Here is a 19,476-nt window from a genome sequence, read left to right as displayed (position 1 = left end):
CACCCCGAGCCGGTGCTCAGCTCCTGGGCTCGCAGGCCACGCCGTCGCCGTCGCCGTCCAAGCCGGGACGGTACCCCGGCGTGCCGGCGTAGAGCGGGGCCATCCCCGCCGTGCGCGCCTCGGCGCACCGCGAGAAGTAGACGTCCGCACCCGGAACGCCCGCACCGGGCGCCTCGGCCTCCGCGACGGCAGCGTCCGCAAGATCGGATCCCGCGCCCGCACCGGGTGCGGCCGGAGCGGGTGCCACAGGGCCCGGTGCCTCCGCCTCCGGAGTCGAGGGCGCCTCGGCCGCTGCCGCTTGCGCAGCCGGCGCCTCGGTCACGGGAGCCGCGGGTGAGTCCGCGGGATCCGGGATGGGACGCGCTTCGGGCAGCGGCTGCTCGGGGCACGTGTCGAGCACGCGCACCATGGCGTTCTTCTCGGCGTCGGTGACCCACAGCTCGTAGCGCTGCTTGACCGCGATCTGGGTGGCCACGTACTCGCAGCGCTCGCCGGTGCGCGGCGGCAGCCACGTGGCGGCATCCGCGTCCGACTTGGTGTTGTTGCTCGGACCGTCCACGGCGAGCAGGTTGAGCGGGTCGTTCGCGAGTTCGGTGCGCCGCGCGGCGTCGAGCTGCTGCGCGCCCTTCTGCCACGCGTCCGACAGTGCGACCACGTGATCGATCTGCACCTGTGAGCTCGTGGCCTGCCCGGCCACGAAGTCGATCGTCTCTCCGGTGTACGGGCTCTCGAGCGCCCCGGAGCTCACGTTGCACCCGTGCGTCCCCGGCTTGACGGCGATCCCCGTGAGGTCCCGGCGCAGGATGTCGTTGCGAGTGTCGCAGCCGTTGTGATCGGTGTCCGCCCAGCGCGGGCCGAACTGGTCCCGCGAGTAGTCGGTCTTGGGCGCGCGCCCCTTCACGGGCAGGTCCCCGAGCGCGGCCAGCGCAGTCCCGGCCGCCGCGTGATCGGTGGCGTCCTGCGGGGACGCCGCCGCCGCGGGGGACGTCGCGTCTTCCGCGCTCCGGGTGGGGGACGGTGACTGCGCGGCGGGCGTCGTCGTCGGGGCCTCAGCGCTCGTGGTCGCGGAGGCGGATGGGGAGGGCGCCGCCGAATCGGTGGGAGCCGCGCACCCCGTGAGGGCCAGCGCGAGCGCCGCGGCGCCCAGGGCGAGACGACGAACGGGGGTCGTGAGAGGGGACACGGCGGTACCTCGATCCTGGAGCCGATCCTGATACCGAGGCGCGGCGGTGAATGAGAAGGACCCCGCATCCTGGGGGATGCGGGGTCCGACAAGAAGTGCGCCCGATAGGATTCGAACCTACAACCTTCTGATCCGTAGTCAGATGCTCTATCCGTTGAGCTACAGGCGCTCCTGAAGCAACGACCGAGGCCCTTGCAACGGGTAATAACTTACACCCGCCGGTGCCCGGCGACAAATCGCGCCGGAGCGGTGCCCTCGCGGTGCCGGGGCGGCTGGGCGGTGCGAGCCGTGTGGTCGGGGCCGCGATGTGGTGTAACTCGCGTTCCGGAAGGCCCCCCTCGCGATAGACTCCAGGCACACCCGCGCGCAACCCCCTGCGAGGTCGGCCCCCGGAACCGTTCCACAGTGACGTGGCAAGCATGAACGGGCGGCGCACCTCGGCGGGAAGCGGCACGTACGACGGCCTCAACGAGGAGACATGTCAATGGCTGACAACGGCACAGCAACCACCGGGACCACCGCCCTGAACCGCGAGGTCCAGCAGTCCCTGGACAATCCCCCCACGGATTACCGGGAGCTCGTGGACTGGGTGCGTGGGATCGCCGAGCTGGCCCAGCCGGATCACATCCACTGGGCAGACGGTTCGGAAGCCGAGTGGACCCGGCTCACCGACCTCATGGTGGAGGCGGGCACCCTGGTCCGGCTCTCGGACGAGAAGCTCCCCAATTCCTTCGCGGCGTTCTCGGACCCCGAGGACGTGGCCCGCGTGGAGGAGCGCACGTTCATCTGCACCAAGACCGAGAAGGGTGCCGGTCCCACCAACAACTGGGAAGACCCCACGGCCATGAAGGAGACGCTGACCAAGCGTTTCAATGGGGCCATGCGCGGTCGCACCATGTACGTGATCCCGTTCGTGATGGGTTCCCTGGACGCCCAGAAGCCCCAGTACGGCGTGGAGATCACGGACTCGCCCTACGTGGTGTGCTCCATGCGGATCATGGCCACGATCGGCACGCCCGTCCTCGAGAGGATGTCCCGCGACAAGGCGGAGTTCGTGGAGTGCGTCCACTCCCTGGGTGCCCCGCTGCGGCCCGGCGAGCAGGACGTGCCGTGGCCGTGCAACCCCGCCAAGTACATCGTGCAGTTCCCCGAGGACCGGGCCATCTGGTCCTTCGGCTCCGGTTACGGCGGCAACGCACTGCTGGGCAAGAAGTGCTACGCGCTGCGCATCGCCTCGGCGATCGCCCATGACGAGGGCTGGCTGGCTGAGCACATGCTCATCCTCAAGATCACCGACCCGCAGGGGGAGTCCCACTACATCGCGGGGGCGTTCCCCTCCGCGTGCGGCAAGACCAACTTCGCGATGCTCGAGCCCACCATCGAGGGTTGGAAGGCCGAGATGGTCGGGGATGACATCGCCTGGATCCGCTTCGGCAAGGACCACACCGCGCGCGTGGTCAACCCCGAGGCCGGCCTGTTCGGTGTGGCACCCGGCACCGGGTGGTCCACCAACCCCAACGCCATGCGGGCGATCGAACGCGGCAACACCATCTTCACCAACGTGGCGCTGACCGACGACGGCGGCGTGTGGTGGGAGGGTATGACCGACGACATCCCCGAGCACCTCACGGACTGGAAGGGCAACGACTGGACCCCCCAGTCCGGCCGCCCCGCCGCGCACCCCAACTCCCGGTTCTGCACCCCCATCAAGCAGGTCGAGATCCTGGCCCCCGAGTACGACGACCCCGAAGGTGTGCCGCTGTCCGCGATCATCTTCGGTGGCCGCCGCAAGACGACCGTGCCTCTGGTCTCCGAGTCCTTCGGGTGGGAACACGGCGTCTTCCAGGGAGCCACGCTGTCCTCCGAGACCACCGCGGCCGCCAAGGGCGCCGTGGGCGTGGTGCGCCGTGACCCCATGGCCATGCTCCCGTTCATCGGCTACAACGCCAATGACTACCTGGAGCACTGGCTGGACACCGGAGCCCGCGTGGGCGAGGAGAACATGCCGCGGATCTACTACGTCAACTGGTTCCGCCGCACCCCGGAGGGCGGTTTCGCGTGGCCCGGCTTCGGGGAGAACTCCCGCGTGGTCAAGTGGATCGTCGAACGCCTCAAGGGCACCGCGGAGGGACACGAGACCCCCGTGGGTGTGGTCCCGGGCAAGGAGGACCTGGACCTGACCGACCTGGACATCTCCGACGCCGATCTCGAGGCCGCGCTGCGCGTGGACAAGGACGAGTGGCTCAACGAACTGCCCGGGATCGACGAGTGGTTCGCGCGCCTCGGCGACGTGCCCGAGGTGATCCTCGAACAGCGCGCCGGGCTCGAGGACCGGTTGCGCAACAGCTGACGCCGGTCTCCCGATCCGCGTTGTCACGCGGCCGGGGCCATCCTGTATGATCACGCCGCGCGGCCAGACCGGCCGCGCGGCGTCGTCATCGGTGGGCTGAGGACGGGCCGGTGACGAAGGGACAACTGTGCGGCTGACAGCTTTTTCGGACATCGCGCTGCGGGTGCTGCTGCTCATGGGAGGGCTGCCCCCGGACACCATGATGTCCACGCAGCGCATCGCGGACGGCGTGGGGGCGCCGTACAACCACGTGGCCAAGACGGTGGCCAAACTGCGCGGGATGTCCCTGTTGTGCTCGCAACGCGGGCGCGCTGGCGGGGTCATACTCACGGACGAGGGCCGGGAGGCCAGTGTGGGCCAGGTGCTGCGGATCCTGGAGGCGGACACCGCGATCGTGGAGTGCGAGGCGGACGAGGTCGCATGCCCGCTCAACCACGGCTGCCGGCTGCGCCGGGCCCTGGCCGGGGCGCGTGAGGCCTTCTACCGGGAACTGGACGGCATCACCATCGCGGACCTCGTGAATCCCCGCCAGGTGGGCCCCATCGCAGTGCAACTGGGGCTGCGTCCCCCGAGCGTGCGAACCCCCGCCGCCAGGGATGGCGCGTCGGTTCTTTAACGTGCATTTCAAATGCTAAATTGACTCTCGTCACACCGCGATGAGAGGAAATCATCATGCTGTCCCAGAAGTCCCGCCCGGTCATCGAGCAAACCATCGGCGTGATCGCCGATCGGATCCCCGCGATCACCCCCGAGTTCTACAAGTCCATGTTCAACGCCCGCCCCGATCTGCTGGACGGCATGTTCAGCCGTTCCAACCAGAAGAACGGCACCCAGCCGCAGGCGCTTGCCGGTTCCATCGTGGCCTTCGCCTCGCACCTGCTCAACCACCCGGACTCCTACCCGGACGAGGTGCTCTCGCGCGTGGCCCACAAGCACGCGTCCCTGGGGCTGCTGCCCGAGGAGTACCCCACCGTCCACGAGCACCTGTTCGGGGCCATCGCCGCGGACCTGGGTGACGCCGCGACCCCCGAGGTTGTGGCCGCGTGGGACGAGGTGTACTGGCTCATGGCGGATGCGCTGATCAAGCTCGAGAAGGGCCTCTACGGCCAGCAGGCCAACGACGTCATGTTCGCGCCCTTCAAGCTCGTGTCCAAGGAGGACATCGCCGAGGGCGTGGTGGCGTTCGAGTTCGAACCCGCGGACGACACCCCGCTGACCCGCCCCATCCCCGGTCAGTACGTGACCATCCAGGTCAAGGTCAAGGACGGGATCCGCCAGCCCCGCCAGTTCACGCTGGTGCCGTCCCAAGAGGGCCATCGCCGCGTGGTGATCCGCAAGGATCCCCAAGGCGAGGTCACGCCCATCCTGCACGAGGACATCAACGAGGGCGACGTCCTGGAGATCTCCAACCCCTACGGTGACGTGGTGTTGGACGAGGGCCACGGCTCGCTCGTGCTGGTCTCGGCAGGCATCGGCACCACGCCCATCGTCGCGTTCCTGGACCGCCTGGCCAAGGAGGGTTCGCAGCGCAAGGTCACCGTGCTGCACGCGGATCATTCCAAGGAGCGCTGGCCCGGCCGCCAGATCATGGAGCGTCTCGTGGACAGCCTGCCCAACGCCACGATGATCACGTGGATGGAGACCCCCGGTGAGGGCGACCACGAGGGCTTCATGAACATCACGGACGTGGACCTGGACGTGGACGAGGACACCAACGCGTTCATGTGCGGCCCCCTGCCCTTCATGAAGGCGCTGCGCTCGCAGCTCATCGAGAAGGGTATGCCGGGGCGCAACATCCACTACGAGATCTTCGGTCCCGACCAGTGGATGCTCCACGACGAGGCGCGCGCCGCGAACGCCTGAGCCTCCCTGACATGACGGCGACGCCGCGTGGCCACCTGGGCCGCGCGGCGTCGTCGTGTTCTCCGGGCCGTCCCGGGCAGCCCGCGGCGGGTGCCCGGGGACGGCGTTTCGAGCGGGGGCGCCGCAGGTGGGACCCGCGGCGCCCGGCGGGCTCAGTCCTGTCGCACGAGCTGCAGGACGGTGTCCCGCACCGACTCCATGGTGGCGGCGTCCGGGGCCTCCACGTTGAGCCGCAGGAACGGCTCGGTGTTGGACGGACGCAGGTTGAACCACCAGCCCTGCTCGGGGTGGGTGAACGTGGTGCCGTCCATGTCCTCGACCTGCACGGCGGGGTCCGTGGCCGCGAAGTGGGCTCGGACGCGGTCCACCGCGGCGGCCTTGTCCTCGATCTCGGAGTTGATCTCCCCGGAGGCCACGTAGGGGTCGTACGTGCGCATGAGATCGCTCAGCGGCGCGTCCTGTTCACCCAGCGCGGCCAGCACGTGCATCGCGGCGAGCATGCCCGTGTCCGCGTTGAAGAAGTCCTTGAAGTAGTAGTGCGCGGAGTGCTCACCGCCGAAGACGGCGCGCTCGGAGGCCATGACCGCCTTGATGAAGGAGTGGCCCACGCGCGTGCGCACGGCACGCCCGCCCGAGGCCTCGATCCGCTCGGGGACCGCCTTGGACGTGATGAGGTTGTGGATCACCACGGGCCGGTCCTCACCTGCGGCGCGGGCCCGGGTGATCTCGCGCTCGGCGACGATCGCGGCCACCGCGGACGGGGAGACGGGATCACCGTTCTGGTCCACCACGAAGCAGCGGTCGGCGTCGCCGTCGAACGCGAGCCCGATGTCCGCGCCGTGCTCGCGCACGGCCCGCTGCAGGTCCTCGAGGTTGGCGGGCTCGAGTGGGTTGGCGGGGTGGTTGGGGAATGTGCCGTCTAGCTCGAAGTACAGCGGGACGATTTCGAGCGGCAGCGGGTCCAACAGTGCGTCCCCGAGCACCGCCGGAGTGGTCAGCCCGGCCATCCCGTTGCCCGCGTCCACCACGACCTTGAGGGGGCGGATCCCGGAGAGGTCCACCAGGCTGCGCAGGTAATGGGCGTAGTCACCCAGTACGTCCCGACGCGAGACCTGGCCGCGGTGCTCGGAGGCCGGGATCTCCCCGGCGTCCAGGTAGCGCTGCGCGACGTCGCGGATCTCGTACAGGCCGGTGTCCGAGGAGACGGGGACGGCTCCGGCCTTGGCCATCTTGATGCCGTTGTACTCGGCCGGGTTGTGGCTCGCGGTGAAGGTGACGCCGGCGCTGTCCAGGGTGCCGCACGCGAAGTACAGCTCGTCCGTGGAGATGCTGCCGATCACCGTGACGTCCGCACCGCGGCGAGTGGCGCCGGCCGCGAACGCCTCCACGAACTCGGGGGAAGAGGGGCGCATGTCGCCACCCACGACCACCCCGGAGCCGGCCAGGCCCAGGACGTCCACGAACGCGGCACCGGTGGCGCGCACGCTGTCCGCGGTGATGCTCTCGCCCACGATGCCGCGGACGTCGTACGCCTTGAATGATGAGGAAAGATCTGTGGTCACCGTCCCGATTCTACGTGAGCGGGATCGGTGAACCCCGGTAGTCCGGCGTTTTCCGGGGCGCTGTGGTTACATGTTCGACATGGCCGAGTTCTTGAGGATGACCAATCCGATCCAGCACTACGCGTGGGGATCGCGATCGGTCCTCGCCGGCATGCAGGGGCGCTCCGCACCCACCGAGGAACCCGAGGCCGAGCTGTGGATGGGTGCCCACGCGAGCGCTCCGTCCCGGGTGACCCTCGACGGGGTCCAACGCGGCCTGGACGAAGTGGCCCCCGACCTGCCGTTCCTCCTGAAGATCCTCGCGATCGCGGCGCCGCTGTCCATCCAGGTGCACCCGTCCGAGGAACAGGCCCGTGAGGGGTTCGCGCGGGAGAACGCCGCGGGCGTCGCGCGGGACTCCGCGCACCGTAATTACAAGGACGAGCGCGCCAAACCGGAGACGGTCGTGGCGCTGTCACCCATGTGGTTGCTCGCGGGTCAGCAGGATCGGGCCGACCTGAAGCGTCTCTCCCGGGAACTAAACCTCCCGTGGCTCGCGGACGCCGCGGCGTCCGAGTGTCCCGTGCAGTACGCGCTCGAGCTCGCCGACGACGCCGCTGCCGCCGCCGTGCGCGCGTGCGTTACCGCTGCGGATACCACCCCGGCCACCTCGCCCCGCGGCGAGGACGCGGACAAACCCCGGTTGTCCGCGGAGGCGGATCCCGTGGAACGCGCGACGCACCTGATCCGGTTGTTGACCCACCACTACCCGGGTGACCGGGGTCTGCTCGTGGCCCTGTGTATGAACATGGTGCACCTGGCCCCCGGCCAGGCCCTGTTCACCCCGGACCGACAGGTGCACGCGTACCTCAGCGGCACCGCGGTGGAGATCATGGGGTGCTCGGACAACGTGCTGCGCGCTGGTCTGACCGCCAAGCACGTGGACGTCCCGGAACTGCTGAGGGTCATGGCCACCGCCCAGCAACCCGTGAGCGTCCTGGAACCGCGCGAGGCCGAGGACGGCGTGGTGCGGTACACGCTGTGGGACCCCGCCCTCTCCCTGGCCGCGGTGCGCGTGAGCCCGCAGCGCCCCGTCACCCGGGAGCTCGCGGGGGTGTGCATGGTGCTCGTGACCGAGGGGGACGTGGAGGTCTCCGCGCGCTCTGCTGGTGACGCGGACGCGGAGGGTGCGCGAGCGACGTCGGGCGAGTCCCTAATCTGCCTGGAGACCCCGAGCACGGTGACCCTAAGCGGGGACGGGCGCGTGTTCCTCGTGGAGGCGGTTACGCCCGCGCGCTGAGGGTTTCGGGTCTCACCCTTTAGGTTGTCGCGTAATTTCCTGTTTGAGCGTTCAATGGATGGGCACCCTTTCTACGACCCTGACATTGGAGCGCACATGGACCGGCGGATCGAACGCACCCGTGCGGCCGTGGTGGAAGCCGCCGTCGAACTGGTCGCGCGCCGGGGCTCCCAGGTGGGGATGACCGAGATCGCGCAGGCCGCGGGGGTCAGCCGCAAGGCCGTGTACGAGAACTTCGGCTCGCGGGACCAGGTGCTGCTCGGCGCCACGCAATCTTTGCTGGCCCGCCTCCCCCTGGACCCGAGCGCCCTGCAGAACCGCGAGGCCAGTCCGCTGGACCTGGTCCTGCCCCCGCTCGTGGCGCACCTGGACGAGCACCAGGAGTTCTACCGGGCCATGCTGTGCGGGCCCGGTCCCTCCCTGGCACGTGGGGCGGTCGCGGAACACGCCATGACGGGTCTGCGCAGCCTCCGGGAGGATCGCAAGAGCGGGGAGGACCGCGGCGTCGTCGAGATCCGGGACCGGTTCGTGGTCCACGGCCTACTGGGCGTGCTCGCGGACGCACTCGCCGAACAGCAGGACGCAGACCTGTCGACCCTCGCCCGGGTGCTCAACGCGAGCCTCGCCAACGGCGGCCTCGAGAACTGAGGTCCCGCAGGGTGTGACGGGCCCGTGAGGCCGAGGCGTTCCGGCCCCGCCGGGCGCGGCGGACCCCCATATCGCGCGGCGGCAGGGGGACCGGGTGGGCCCCGGGGGTTCGGAATAATCCGCCGCTGACGCATGCTGTACTGGATGTCGGGGGCACGCGCTGTCCCCGCGACACCCGTTCCGACAGGAAGGACCCGCAATGTCCGAGATCACGATCATCGGTGGCCACGGCAAGGTGGCGCTGCAGCTGAGCCGATTGCTGTCCACGCAGGGGGACACCGTCAACGCGGTGATCCGCAAGCGGGAGCAGAGCCAGGACGTGGAGAACACCGGGGCAACACCGGTCGTCGCGGACGTCCAGGAGTTGGACGTTGAGGCCATGACGGAGCTGTTCTCCGGCCAGGACGCCGTCGTGTGGTCCGCGGGCGCGGGCGGGGGCGACCCCGAGCGCACGTACGCCGTGGACCGGGACGCCGCGATCCGTTCCATGGACGCCGCACAGGCCGCCGGCGTCACGCACTACGTCATGGTGTCCTACATGGGCGCAGGTCAGGACCACGGGGTCCCCGAGGACAACGACTTCTACGCCTACGCGCAGTCCAAGGCGGACGCGGACGACCACCTGCGCGCGAGCTCCCTCGAATGGACCATCCTGGGTCCCGGGGCGCTCACCGACGACGACCCCTCGGGGGAGATCACGCTGGGCCGCGCCGGCAGCGACGACGAGAAGAAGACGGCACGCGGCAACGTGGCCCTCGTGGCCGCCCGGGTGCTCGCCGATCCGCGGGGTACCGCCGGGAAGTTCATCGAGTTCTCCGACGGTGACACCCCGATCGCACAGGCGCTCGAGAACCTGGGCTGACCTGCAGCCTTTGTCAGTCGTGATCGCCCGGTCCGTGGCGGGCCCCACCGGGGTCCGCGTGGGCCGGGCGATTTTTCACGCCCGGTCGCGGCAGATCGGGCCCCGCGAATCAGGCCCTGATGGTTCGGGCTCCGGCAGCTCGGCCCGACAGCCGGCCCCGGTGCCCGGTCCTGATAGCCGCTCCCGACCTGCGGGCCCTGTCTGCCGGGTGGCTGCGACCGGGGTCTTCCAGGCTGGGGTCTTCTAGGCTGGGGGCATGGAGATGCCGTCGATTCATCCCGCCGCGTCAGCCGGCCGCAATCAGGACAAGCTGGACCTGAACGGGACCATCGCCCTCACCGCCGTGGTGCACGGGACCGTGCAGGGCGTGGGGTTCCGCTACTGGTGCTGGCGTCAGGCCGAGAAACTGGGACTCGTAGGAAGTGCCACCAACAACCCGGACGGCACCGTGACTGTCGTGGTCGAGGGTCCGCGCTGGGCCGTGGGTGAGCTGCTGCAGGCGCTCATCTCCCGGGATACCCCCGGTGCGGTGATCACCGTGGACGAGCACTTCGGCCCGCCCACGGGGGCGTTCACCGACTTCAGCACGCACTGACCCGCGGGCGGAGTTCACCTGCCGTTGATCTGCGCTTCGTGGCGCGGCACGCGGACATCGTGAACATGTCCTTCGTGCGCAGCGCGGACGATGTCGCGGATCTGCTGGAACAGCTGTCCGAGTTCGATGCCACGTCCAAGGACGTGACACTGAAGATCGAGACGGTGGGCGGTTTCGAGCAGCTGCCCATGATGTTGCTCGCGGCCATGCGGTGGCAGGACTCCGGTGTGAGCCGCGCGTGGGACGGGGCCGTGGCGGCGTCGTCGGCCGCGCGCATGATAGGCGCCGGGGGTCGGGCACGCCGAAAGCGCTGCGCGCTGTGGAATAGTAGTGCTGATGTGTTCGGCGGTACCCGCCGAACACCCCCAACCCGTTTCGAGGAGTGGTCGTTAATGGACTTGAACCCCCTGAACAAGGCGTTCGACGAGAACGGCAAACCCAAGCCCGGTGTCAACAAGTTCCTGGACCATGTGCTGCGCATCCAGCAGCCGTGGGTGGTCAAGGCGCTCAAGCGGGAGCGTGCGCAGCACCCCAAGGAGACGCCCGCCCAGATCGCCAAGCGCGCCGAGAAGCTCTACCTGCGCTCCGTGACCGTGGGCGGCGGCGCCGTAGGTGCCACCGCGGCGGTCCCCGGGATCGGCACCATCGCGTCCCTCGGGCTGTCTTCCGCCGCCGTGGCGGGCTACCTGGAGGCTACGGCCCTGTACGCGCAGGCCATGGCCGAACTGCACGGGGTGGAGCCCAAGGACGAGCAGCAGAACCGGACCATGATCATGGCGCTCATGCTCGGCGAGGACGGGAGCGCGCTCATGGGCCAGTTGCTGTCCAGCTCGTCCGCGAGCAAGAGCCTCACGAGCAAGTGGGGCCTGATGCTCGGCAAGTCCCCGGACAGCTCCCAGCGCTTCGACGTGGGCCGCTCGATCCGCAACATGTTCGTCAAGCGGTTCCTGGCCCGCCAGTCCGGCGCGGTGCTGGGCCGCGCGCTGCCGTTCGGTCTGGGCGCCGTGGTGGGGGGCGGCGCCAACCTGGCCATGGCCCGCCAGGTCATCAAGGCCTCACGCGAGGCCTTCGGGGATTTCCCGGACGAGTTCCCGCCCAACCTTGCCCTGGGTGAGCGCGCGGAGAAGTTCGAGGACGGTTCCCCCGACGGTGATCGGAAGGAACTGGAGTCCGACGCGAAGGGCCGGAAGAAGCGCAAGTAGGGCGCACAACCCCGGGCGCGGTCATGCGGTGCCCGGTGGCGCTCGTGAGTTCCGCCGGGCCCCCGAATACATCTGTGTCCCAGAACAGCACGTGATCACGCGTGGAGCGTGCTGTTCCGGGACACAGGTGTCTGGTGCTGCCTCAGCCCTGCCCGGAGCCGCTCCGGGGGCGGGACCGGGCGGCGTCGGGCCGGGACCGGCGGCTCAGTCCAGGTAACGGTCCACGAGCTGCTCGGCCAGGCCCGTGTACTGCCCGGGGCCCAGCTCGCTCAAGCGCCGGGCGGTGTCCTCGGAGAGGCCGAGGCCCGCGATGAACTCGCGCATCCGGTCGGCGTCCACGCGGTGGCCGCGGGTGAGTTCTTTGAGCCGCTCGTAGGGGTTGTCCATGCCCTCGCGGCCCGCAATGGCCTCGGCACGCATGGCGGTCTGCACGGCCTCGCCCAGGACCTCCCAGTTCTGGTCCAAGTCCTCGGCGAGCACCTCCTGCGCCACGTCCAGGCGGTCGAGGCCCTTGAGCACGTTGGACACCGCCAGCAACGAGTGACCGAACGCCACCCCGATGTTGCGCTGGGACGAGGAGTCCGTGAGGTCCCGCTGCCACCGCGAGGTTACGAGGGTTGCGGCGAGCGTGTCCAGCAGCGAACACGAGATCTCCGCGTTGGCCTCCGCGTTCTCGAAGCGGATGGGGTTGACCTTGTGCGGCATGGTTGAGGAGCCCGTGGCACCCTCCACCGGGATCTGGTGGAAGTAACCGATCGAGATGTAGGACCACACGTCCGTGCAGAGGTTGTGCAGGATCCGGTTGAACCGGGCCATGTCCGCGTACAGCTCGGCCTGCCAGTCGTGGGACTCGATCTGGGTGGTCAGCGGGTTCCACGTGAGCCCCAGGTGGCTCACGAAGGACCGGGAGGTCTCGGGCCAGTCCGTGTTCGGGGCCGCGGCGGTGTGCGCTGCGAACGTCCCGGTGGCGCCGTTGAGCTTGCCCAGGAACTCGGTGTCCGCCACGCGCTGCACCTGGCGGCCCAGGCGGTGCGCGAACACTGCGAGTTCCTTGCCCAGGGTCGTGGGCGTGGCCGGCTGGCCGTGGGTGTGAGACAGCATGGGGGTGGCCTTCGCGTTCCGCGCCATCGTGGCCACCGCCGCGACCAGTTCGCGCGCCGCGGGCAACCACACGTGGTTGATCGCATCGCGGATGCCGAGCGCGTAGGAGAGGTTGTTGATGTCCTCGGACGTGCACGCGAAGTGCACGAGCGGCGTCAGGTGCTCGAGGCCAAGCCCCGGCAGCCTGCGCCCGATGTAGTACTCCACCGCCTTGACGTCGTGCACCGTGACGGCCTCGATCTCAGCCAGTTCCGCGACCGACGCGGCGTCGAAGTCCGCGACGATTGCGCGCAGACCGCTCTTTTGTTCATCCGAGAGGGGTTCCAGACCCGTGAGCGCTCGCTGCTCGCACAGGTGGATGAACCACTCGACCTCCACGTGCACCCGTTCGCGGTTCAGCGCAGCTTCCGAGAGGTAGTCCACCAGCACGGCGGTCTGGGGGCGGTAACGGCCGTCCAGCGGTCCCAGCGCGATGGCGGGTGACTGCTGGCTCAGGGCCACACGTCCGGAGGGGAGGGTCTGCGCGGTGTTCGACATGGCCCTCATTCTTTCACGCGCCGGGGCGCCCCTCGCCGCGGTGAACGTCCTGCACCGCGGTCCTCGGGATGGCCGAGCAGGGCGTGGATACACATGCTTCCGGGGCCGCCCGAGCACAGGATCGCCGTTCCCTAGCCTGGTCGCGTGGCGCCCGCGTGGTGGGGCGCGGGAAGGAACCGGTCATGTCACAACTCGCGAGCCCGGTGTTCCCGGGAACGTCCCCATCGGCGGTCTCGGCGCTGGTCCACGAACGGCTCTGCCTCGTGGCACGTCATTACGACGACGCCGCGGAGCACCTCGCGGGGCTCGCCTCCCGGATCGCGTCCCTCGCGGAGACCCACGGTGCGTGGGAGGGCCCGGGTGCCAGGTCCTTCCGGGCCCGCGCCGATCGCCACGAGCAGGAACTGCGAGACGTTTCGCACCGCTGTCGTGAAACTGCTCAGCTCGTGCGGACGGGGGCGGCCGCGCTCGCGGAACGGGTCGCGGCTGTCGAGAGCATCGCCCAGATGGGAGCTCCCATGGCCGCGGCACTGAGCACGGTGCTGGGCGTGGGACTCGCGGCGGGTCACGCTGCGAGCGCGTCGTGGGGCGGGTCGCCGTGACCGCGGCGGCGCGGACGGTGCTGGGCTCGAGCACCGGATCTTCGGAGGACGCAGCTGTGCCGGCCGCGGGTGAGGAACAGGCCGGGAGGTCGGCCGTGCCGGTGGCGGGAGGTGGCCCCGCCGCCGTGCCGGTTGCGGATGATGCGGCCGCCTCGTCTCCGCGGGACACTGCCGTGAGCATGGAACACGGCGTGACCGAGGTCCACGGGCGGGCCGAGGACCTCCAGAGCGAACTGTTCACCCCTGGTTCCGGGGAACGCCCCACGCCGGACGGCCACGCGGACCCGGAACGGGTCGCAGCCGCCGTCGAGGGCGCGAGAACCAGCATGGAGGTCTCGGGTGGCGTCCCGGGCGGCACCGCGGTCATGGTGGACACGGACGTCATCTCGGGGATCGAGGGCTCGCTCACCGCGGTGGTCGAGACCGTGGGCGGCGTCCTCGCCGGGCTCGTCCCGGTCACCGCCGAACTGCACCTGTGGTCCCTCACGGGGCAGCCGTCCCTGGCGGGTGCGGGGGCGCTCGCCGATCTCGTGAGCCGCGACCTGCTCGCGCAGATCGCCGCACTGGAGGCCTCTGCCGCGCGACTGGTTCTCGCGCGGCAGAACTACGAGACCGTGGAGAGGGCATTGACGTCCCTCCTGGCGGGGCGGGTGTGGGGTTTGCCCCTGTACGGTGTGACCCGCCCTCTGGCCCGGGATGGCGGTCGGACCCTGGAAGACCTGGACGTCGCACTGGCTCGCGCGGGGATCGACTCACCGCACGAGTTCCTCGAGCGGGTCCAGCCGTGGCAGTACGGACTCCTCATCCGGGGAGGTGGTCCGCGCGGGACCGACGCCCTCATCCGCGGGCCTGGCCTGGACGATCTCATGGATGGGCTGCTTCAGTACCCCGTCGTGCCCGGCGGGAGTGCCTCCGGGTCCCACACCGTTCCGGGAGCCGGTGCAGGCACCCCGGGAGCCGGTGCGGACGCACCAGGGCCCGGCGTCGTCGCGGCGAAGCCGGACGGGAGAACCGGCGGTGCGGCGTCGTCGGCGCCGAGGCCCTTAACGCTGGGCCAGCACGCGCGAGCGCTGGCCGTGGGGTTGCTCACCGCGCACGGCAGGTCCGAGAAGACCACCGGGGGCGCGGGCGACCCGTGGAGGGATGCAGCGGGGGAGGAACCCGGGGTACTCGGTGCCATGCTCGCGCCCGCCTCGGCCGCCGTGCTGTCGGCTTCTCTGGCGGGCGTCGCGTGGTACACGCCGTATCGCAAGGGGCGCCGGTTGACCCCGGCAGAGGCCTTCGACCGCGGTGTGTCGGCTGCCCTACGACCGGTGCTCGCCCCGCGCGCGTTACGCGAGGCACGCCGGGAGGTGTTCACCGGGGTGACCGCCGCGAACGCGGCCCGCCACCACATGACGGGCATGCCCGAGCGACCGCTTCCGGCCGGGGTGCGGCACGCGGGAGCCGTGCCCACCACGATCGCGGGGACCGCCGCGGCGCTCAAGGACGCCAAGAACATCGTCTCGGGCGTGGGCCCGGACGGGGCGCAGGTCGAGAACAGCACGGTCATGGTGCAGAAGGCCACGGACGGGAACGGGAGGACGGCGTACTCCGTGGTGCTGACCGGGACTGAAAAGTGGGAGGACAGTCCCGGCGTGCATGATCTGAAGGGGATCGGGCAGGGCATCACGGCGCAACCGGACGCCGCACTCACCGAGCTGCCCCAGGCGCAGCGCATGGCCGTGCAGGCGCTGCAGGACGCGGGCATCCGCTCCGGGGACACCGTGGTGCTCACGGGCCACAGCCTGGGCGGGATCGACGCCGCGGGGCTGGCTGCCAACCGTGCGTTCCGTGAGCGTTATGACGTCGCCGCGGTCACCACGTTCGGTTCGCCCGTGGGGGACTTCGAGATCCCCGAGGGCACGTCCGTGATGGCGGTGGAACACGTGGACGACGTCGTGCCCACCCTGGACGGCGTGCCCAACCCGGACGCCGACCACCGATCCACGGTGCGCGTGAACACCCCCTATCAGGATGCGCTGACCCTGAAGCAGGGGTTCAGGGGGATCGGGGCGCATGAGATGTACGTGTACACGGTGGGCGCCCAGGGGATCACCGATTCGCGGCACCCGGTCGTGGTGGCCCACGAGCAGCGGCTCGCGGACGCGGTGCCCCATGGGCCCGGGACGCGCACCGAAACGTACGTCTACCAGGGACGGGAGGAACACTGACGCACCGACGAAGTGGGGCGGTCCCTGGCGTTAGCATGGCAGCTATGGAAACTTCCACGCCCGCTTTCGGATCGCAGGGGTTACCGCAGCGGACCACGCGCGTTACGCCGCGGGCGGTACTCGGCAAGCTCCCCGCGTACGCCGCGGGCAAGTCGGCCGCCGAGATCCCCGGTCTCGTGGCCTACAAGTTGGCATCCAACGAGAACCCCTTCGGTCCCGTTCCGGCTGTCCGGGAGGCGCTCGCGTCCTTCGACGCCTACAACCGCTATCCGGATCCCGCCGCGAGCGCCCTGCGTGAGGCCCTGGCGCAGTACCTGGACGTCCCCGCGCAGGACGTCGTGGCCGGTGCGGGCAGCCTGGGCGCACTCAACCAACTGCTCGCGGCCTTCGCCGGTTCCGGGGAGGACGGTCGCCCGGACGAGGTGATCCACGCGTGGCGCTCGTTCGAGGCGTATCCGATCTCGGTGGGTCTGGCCGGCGCGCTCGGCGTGCAGGTGCCCAACCTCCCGGACGGCTCGCACGATCTCGACGCGATGGCCCGCGCCGTCACCGACCGCACGCGGGTCATCCTGCTGTGCACCCCCAACAACCCCACGGGCCCCAGCCTGCGCGACGACGCCGTGCGCGAGTTCCTGAAGCGGGTCCCGTCCCACGTGGTGGTCGTCGTGGACGAGGCGTACTGGGAGTTCCAGCGCGCCGAGGGCCTGGCCGACGGCATCGAGCTCTACCGTGATCACCCCAATGTGGTCTCCCTGCGCACGTTCTCCAAGGCCCACGGTCTGGCCGGGCTGCGGGTGGGTTACACCGTGGCCCAGCAGGAGGTCACGCAGTACCTGCGCCAGAGCGCGCCGGCGTTCAGTGTCACGGAGGTGGCCCAGCTCGCTGCGATCGCGTCCCTCACGAACATCGACCAGGTCGAGGAACGGGTCCAGCGGGTCGTGGACGAACGGGAGCGCGTGCTGCGCGGACTCGACGACCTGGGGTGGCAGTACCCGCCCACCCAGGCGAACTTCGTGTGGCTGCCCCTCGGGGAGCACGGCGAAGCGTTCTCCCAGCTGTGCGATCAGCACGCCCTGTCCGTGCGGCGTTTCGGTGCGGAAGGGGTGCGCGTGAGTTTCGGGGAGCCCGAGGCGAACACCCGGTTCCTGGAACTGTGCGCCGCGTTCCCGCACCCCAGCACCATGCCCCTGCCTGGGCAGCCCTGAGACCGTTACGAGTACCGAGAACCCCGCGCACGCCCGGATCGCCGTGACGGTGGCGAGACGGCAGGCGAGGACAGCGGAAGGACCGACACCACCCATGGCATCACGCACCCACGCAGGCGCCGTGCCCAGCACGCTCCCGCGTCACCAGATCCTGGACGAACAGGGGGCGATCGCGGACGATGCCCTGTTGTCCCCGTACGTCGCGGACGTCACGGTCGAACAGTTGCAGCACCTCTACCGTTCCATGACCGGGGCGCGGCGCGTGGACGAGGAGGGTACCTCGCTGCAGCGTCAGGGCCAGCTCGTGCTGTGGGTGCCCCTGCGGGGTCAGGAGGCCGCCCAGGTCGGTTCTGTGTGGCCCACGCTGCCCACCGACCGGATCTTCCCGTCCTACCGCGAACACGCCGTGGCCTTAGAACGCGGTGTGGCGCCGTCCAATCTGATGCGGTTGTTCCGCGGCATCACGGCCGGGGGCTGGGACCCGGAGAAACACAACCTAAACCTCTACACCATGGTGCTCGCCTCCCAGGTCCCGCATGCGGTGGGTTACGCCATGGGAACCGCCCTGGACCGCAAGGCCGCCCAGGATGCGGGCACTCCGCCGGAAACCGCCCCGGAGGCCGTCATCGCGTACTTCGGGGACGGTGCGAGCACCGAGGGTGAGATCCACGAGTCCATGGTCTTCGCGGCGTCCTACGACGCCCCCGTGCTGTTCTTCATCCAGAACAACCAGTGGGCCATCTCGGTCCCGTTCGCGACCCAGTCCCGCGTGCCCCTGGCCACGCGCGCGGCCGGTTACGGCTTCGAGGGGTTGCGTGTGGACGGCAACGACATCCTGGGCGTCGTCGCGGCCACGCGGTACGCGCTCGAGAAGATCCGCGCGGGAGAGGGGCCGGTGCTGATCGAGGCGGAGACCTACCGCATGGGGGCCCACACCACGGCGGACGATCCCACCAAGTACCGCGAACGGGACGAGGAAGAGCAGTGGGGTCACCTGGATCCCGTGGACCGGCTGCGGGCCCACTTGCGGGACGCCCACGGGGTCGAGGAGGAGTTCTTCGAGACCGTGGCGCGCGAGAACGACGAGATCGCGCAGCGCATGCGCGCGGACGTCCTGGCCATGACCCCGCCCCGGTTCGAGGACTCCTTCGCCAAGGCGTACGCCGAGCAGCATTCACTGGTGGATGCCGAACGCGCCGAATACCTGGACTACCAGGCGGGCTTCGCACCCCAGGACGAGATGGACGACCACGACACCCGAGGAGCCTGCGCGTGACACAGCTGACCGTGGCCAAGGCCATCAATGCCGGGCTCGCACGGGCCATGGAGGAGAACCCCAAGGTCATGCTCATGGGGGAAGACATCGGCTCCCTGGGCGGCGTGTACCGCGTGACCGAGGGGCTAAAGTCCAGGTTCGGTGCGCACCGCGTGCTGGACACACCCCTCGGTGAGGCGGGGATCGTGGGCACCGCGGTGGGCCTCGCCGAACGCGGGTACCGGCCCGTGTGCGAGATCCAATTCGACGGGTTCACGTTCCCGGCGTTCAACCAGATCACGACCCAGCTGGCCAAGATCCACGCCCGCTCGGACGGGCAGCTCACGGTTCCTGTGACGATCCGCATCCCGTACGGAGGTGTGATCGGCTCCGTGGAACACCACTCGGAATCCCCGGAGGCGCTGTTCGCCCACACGGCGGGACTGCGCTTGCTCGCGCCGTCGAACGCGCAGGACGCCTACTGGATGTCGCAGCAGGCCATCGCGTGCGACGACCCCGTCATCATCTTCGAACCCAAGCGCCGGTACTGGCTCAAGGGCGAGGTGGACGAGAAGACTTCCCCGGGGGACCCGTTCAAGGCCTCCGTGATCCGCGAGGGTGAGGAAGCCACGATCGTGGCGTGGGGACCGCTCGTGCCCGTGGCGCTCGCCGCCGCCGAGGCCGCCCGGGAGGACGGGCGCAGCGTGGAGGTCATCGACCTGCGCAGCCTGTCACCCATCGACTTCGACACCGTCACGGCGTCCGTGCGCAAGACGGGTCGCCTGGTGATCGCCCACGAGGCCCCCACGTTCGGTGGTCTGGGCGGGGAGATCGCCGCGCGCGTCACCGAGCGTGCGTTCTACTCGCTTGAGGCTCCCGTGCTGCGCGTGGGCGCCTACCACCTGCCCTATCCTCCCGCAGCCGTGGAGGAGAACTACGTCCCGGATCTGGACCGGGTGCTCGAAGCACTCGACCGGTCCTTCGCCTACTAGAGCATCCACCCCACCGTGATCCGGCGC

At 69.9% G+C, this 19,476-nt stretch carries 16 protein-coding genes and 1 tRNA gene; 13 read left to right on the top strand and 4 right to left on the bottom strand.

Annotated features, from left to right (window positions below; genetic code table 11):
• Nucleotides 1-16: 16 nt before the first annotated feature.
• Together RF646_RS02945 and RF646_RS02940 are read right to left on the bottom strand one after the other, a co-directional pair.
• A complete protein-coding gene (locus RF646_RS02945) occupies nucleotides 17-1,183 on the bottom strand; it encodes a DUF1524 domain-containing protein (RefSeq protein ID WP_368835155.1) in 1,167 nt (388 codons plus the stop codon).
• A gap of 96 nt (nucleotides 1,184-1,279) precedes the next feature.
• Nucleotides 1,280-1,352: transfer RNA gene (locus RF646_RS02940), tRNA-Arg, on the bottom strand.
• A gap of 315 nt (nucleotides 1,353-1,667) precedes the next feature.
• Here RF646_RS02940 and RF646_RS02935 point away from each other — a divergent pair.
• The 3 genes from RF646_RS02935 to RF646_RS02925 all read left to right on the top strand — a co-directional run bounded on the left by RF646_RS02935 (nucleotide 1,668) and on the right by RF646_RS02925 (nucleotide 5,396).
• Nucleotides 1,668-3,533 carry a phosphoenolpyruvate carboxykinase (GTP) gene (locus RF646_RS02935; RefSeq protein ID WP_368835154.1) on the top strand — a complete coding sequence of 622 codons (1,866 nt, stop codon included), beginning with the start codon at nucleotides 1,668-1,670 and terminating at the stop codon, nucleotides 3,531-3,533.
• Nucleotides 3,534-3,660: 127 nt separating this feature from the next.
• Nucleotides 3,661-4,149, top strand: a complete 489-nt coding sequence (locus RF646_RS02930) for an Rrf2 family transcriptional regulator (protein ID WP_368835153.1) — start codon at nucleotides 3,661-3,663, stop codon at nucleotides 4,147-4,149.
• Between the two features lie 56 nt (nucleotides 4,150-4,205).
• Nucleotides 4,206-5,396: a globin domain-containing protein gene (locus RF646_RS02925; RefSeq protein WP_368835152.1), complete on the top strand. Its 1,191-nt coding sequence runs from the start codon at nucleotides 4,206-4,208 to the stop codon at nucleotides 5,394-5,396.
• A gap of 152 nt (nucleotides 5,397-5,548) precedes the next feature.
• On the opposite strand, the gene RF646_RS02920 is transcribed toward RF646_RS02925, so the two are convergent.
• A complete protein-coding gene (locus RF646_RS02920; protein WP_368835151.1) occupies nucleotides 5,549-6,958 on the bottom strand; it encodes a phosphomannomutase/phosphoglucomutase in 1,410 nt (469 codons plus the stop codon).
• A gap of 79 nt (nucleotides 6,959-7,037) precedes the next feature.
• Between RF646_RS02920 and manA the strand changes: the two genes are divergently transcribed.
• The 5 genes from manA to RF646_RS02895 all read left to right on the top strand — a co-directional run bounded on the left by manA (nucleotide 7,038) and on the right by RF646_RS02895 (nucleotide 11,544).
• Nucleotides 7,038-8,237, top strand: coding sequence for a mannose-6-phosphate isomerase, class I (gene manA / locus RF646_RS02915; protein ID WP_368835150.1), 1,200 nt, complete (start codon nucleotides 7,038-7,040; stop codon nucleotides 8,235-8,237).
• 54 nt (nucleotides 8,238-8,291) lie between these two features.
• Nucleotides 8,292-8,885, top strand: coding sequence for a TetR/AcrR family transcriptional regulator (locus RF646_RS02910; RefSeq protein WP_368835149.1), 594 nt, complete (start codon nucleotides 8,292-8,294; stop codon nucleotides 8,883-8,885).
• A gap of 199 nt (nucleotides 8,886-9,084) precedes the next feature.
• The gene (locus RF646_RS02905; protein WP_368835148.1) at nucleotides 9,085-9,747 is read left to right on the top strand and encodes an SDR family oxidoreductase; all 663 of its coding nucleotides are present in this window, start codon (nucleotides 9,085-9,087) and stop codon (nucleotides 9,745-9,747) included.
• Nucleotides 9,748-10,003: 256 nt separating this feature from the next.
• Nucleotides 10,004-10,342 carry an acylphosphatase gene (locus RF646_RS02900; RefSeq protein ID WP_368835147.1) on the top strand — a complete coding sequence of 113 codons (339 nt, stop codon included), beginning with the start codon at nucleotides 10,004-10,006 and terminating at the stop codon, nucleotides 10,340-10,342.
• Nucleotides 10,343-10,380: 38 nt separating this feature from the next.
• A complete protein-coding gene (locus tag RF646_RS02895) occupies nucleotides 10,381-11,544 on the top strand; it encodes a hypothetical protein (RefSeq protein ID WP_368835146.1) in 1,164 nt (387 codons plus the stop codon).
• Between the two features lie 204 nt (nucleotides 11,545-11,748).
• Here RF646_RS02895 and purB read toward each other — a convergent pair whose 3' ends face one another.
• A complete protein-coding gene (purB, locus tag RF646_RS02890) occupies nucleotides 11,749-13,191 on the bottom strand; it encodes an adenylosuccinate lyase (RefSeq protein WP_144931792.1) in 1,443 nt (480 codons plus the stop codon).
• A gap of 173 nt (nucleotides 13,192-13,364) precedes the next feature.
• Between purB and RF646_RS02885 the strand changes: the two genes are divergently transcribed.
• The 5 genes from RF646_RS02885 (at nucleotide 13,365) to RF646_RS02865 (ending at nucleotide 19,449) form a co-directional block, all read left to right on the top strand.
• Complete coding sequence (locus RF646_RS02885) at nucleotides 13,365-13,784, top strand: hypothetical protein (RefSeq protein WP_144997177.1); 420 nt, start codon at nucleotides 13,365-13,367, stop codon at nucleotides 13,782-13,784.
• Nucleotides 13,785-13,963: 179 nt separating this feature from the next.
• Nucleotides 13,964-15,997 carry a hypothetical protein gene (locus RF646_RS02880; protein ID WP_368835182.1) on the top strand — a complete coding sequence of 678 codons (2,034 nt, stop codon included), beginning with the start codon at nucleotides 13,964-13,966 and terminating at the stop codon, nucleotides 15,995-15,997.
• Nucleotides 15,998-16,041: 44 nt separating this feature from the next.
• Nucleotides 16,042-17,202, top strand: coding sequence for a histidinol-phosphate transaminase (locus RF646_RS02875; RefSeq protein WP_085106116.1), 1,161 nt, complete (start codon nucleotides 16,042-16,044; stop codon nucleotides 17,200-17,202).
• A 94-nt stretch (nucleotides 17,203-17,296) separates the two neighbouring features.
• On the top strand, nucleotides 17,297-18,478 hold the full coding sequence (locus RF646_RS02870) for a thiamine pyrophosphate-dependent enzyme (protein ID WP_368835145.1): 1,182 nt from the start codon (nucleotides 17,297-17,299) through the stop codon (nucleotides 18,476-18,478).
• Entirely contained in the window at nucleotides 18,475-19,449 is a 975-nt protein-coding gene (locus RF646_RS02865) for an alpha-ketoacid dehydrogenase subunit beta (RefSeq protein ID WP_064847424.1), read from the top strand. The genes RF646_RS02870 and RF646_RS02865 overlap by 4 nt, the downstream gene beginning before the upstream one ends.
• Nucleotides 19,450-19,476 lie beyond the last annotated feature (27 nt).

The sequence above is a fragment of the Kocuria sp. CPCC 205261 genome, from assembly GCF_040981025.1.
Classification (GTDB): domain Bacteria; phylum Actinomycetota; class Actinomycetes; order Actinomycetales; family Micrococcaceae; genus Kocuria; species Kocuria marina.
This window is presented reverse-complemented; position numbering and strand designations above follow the sequence as displayed.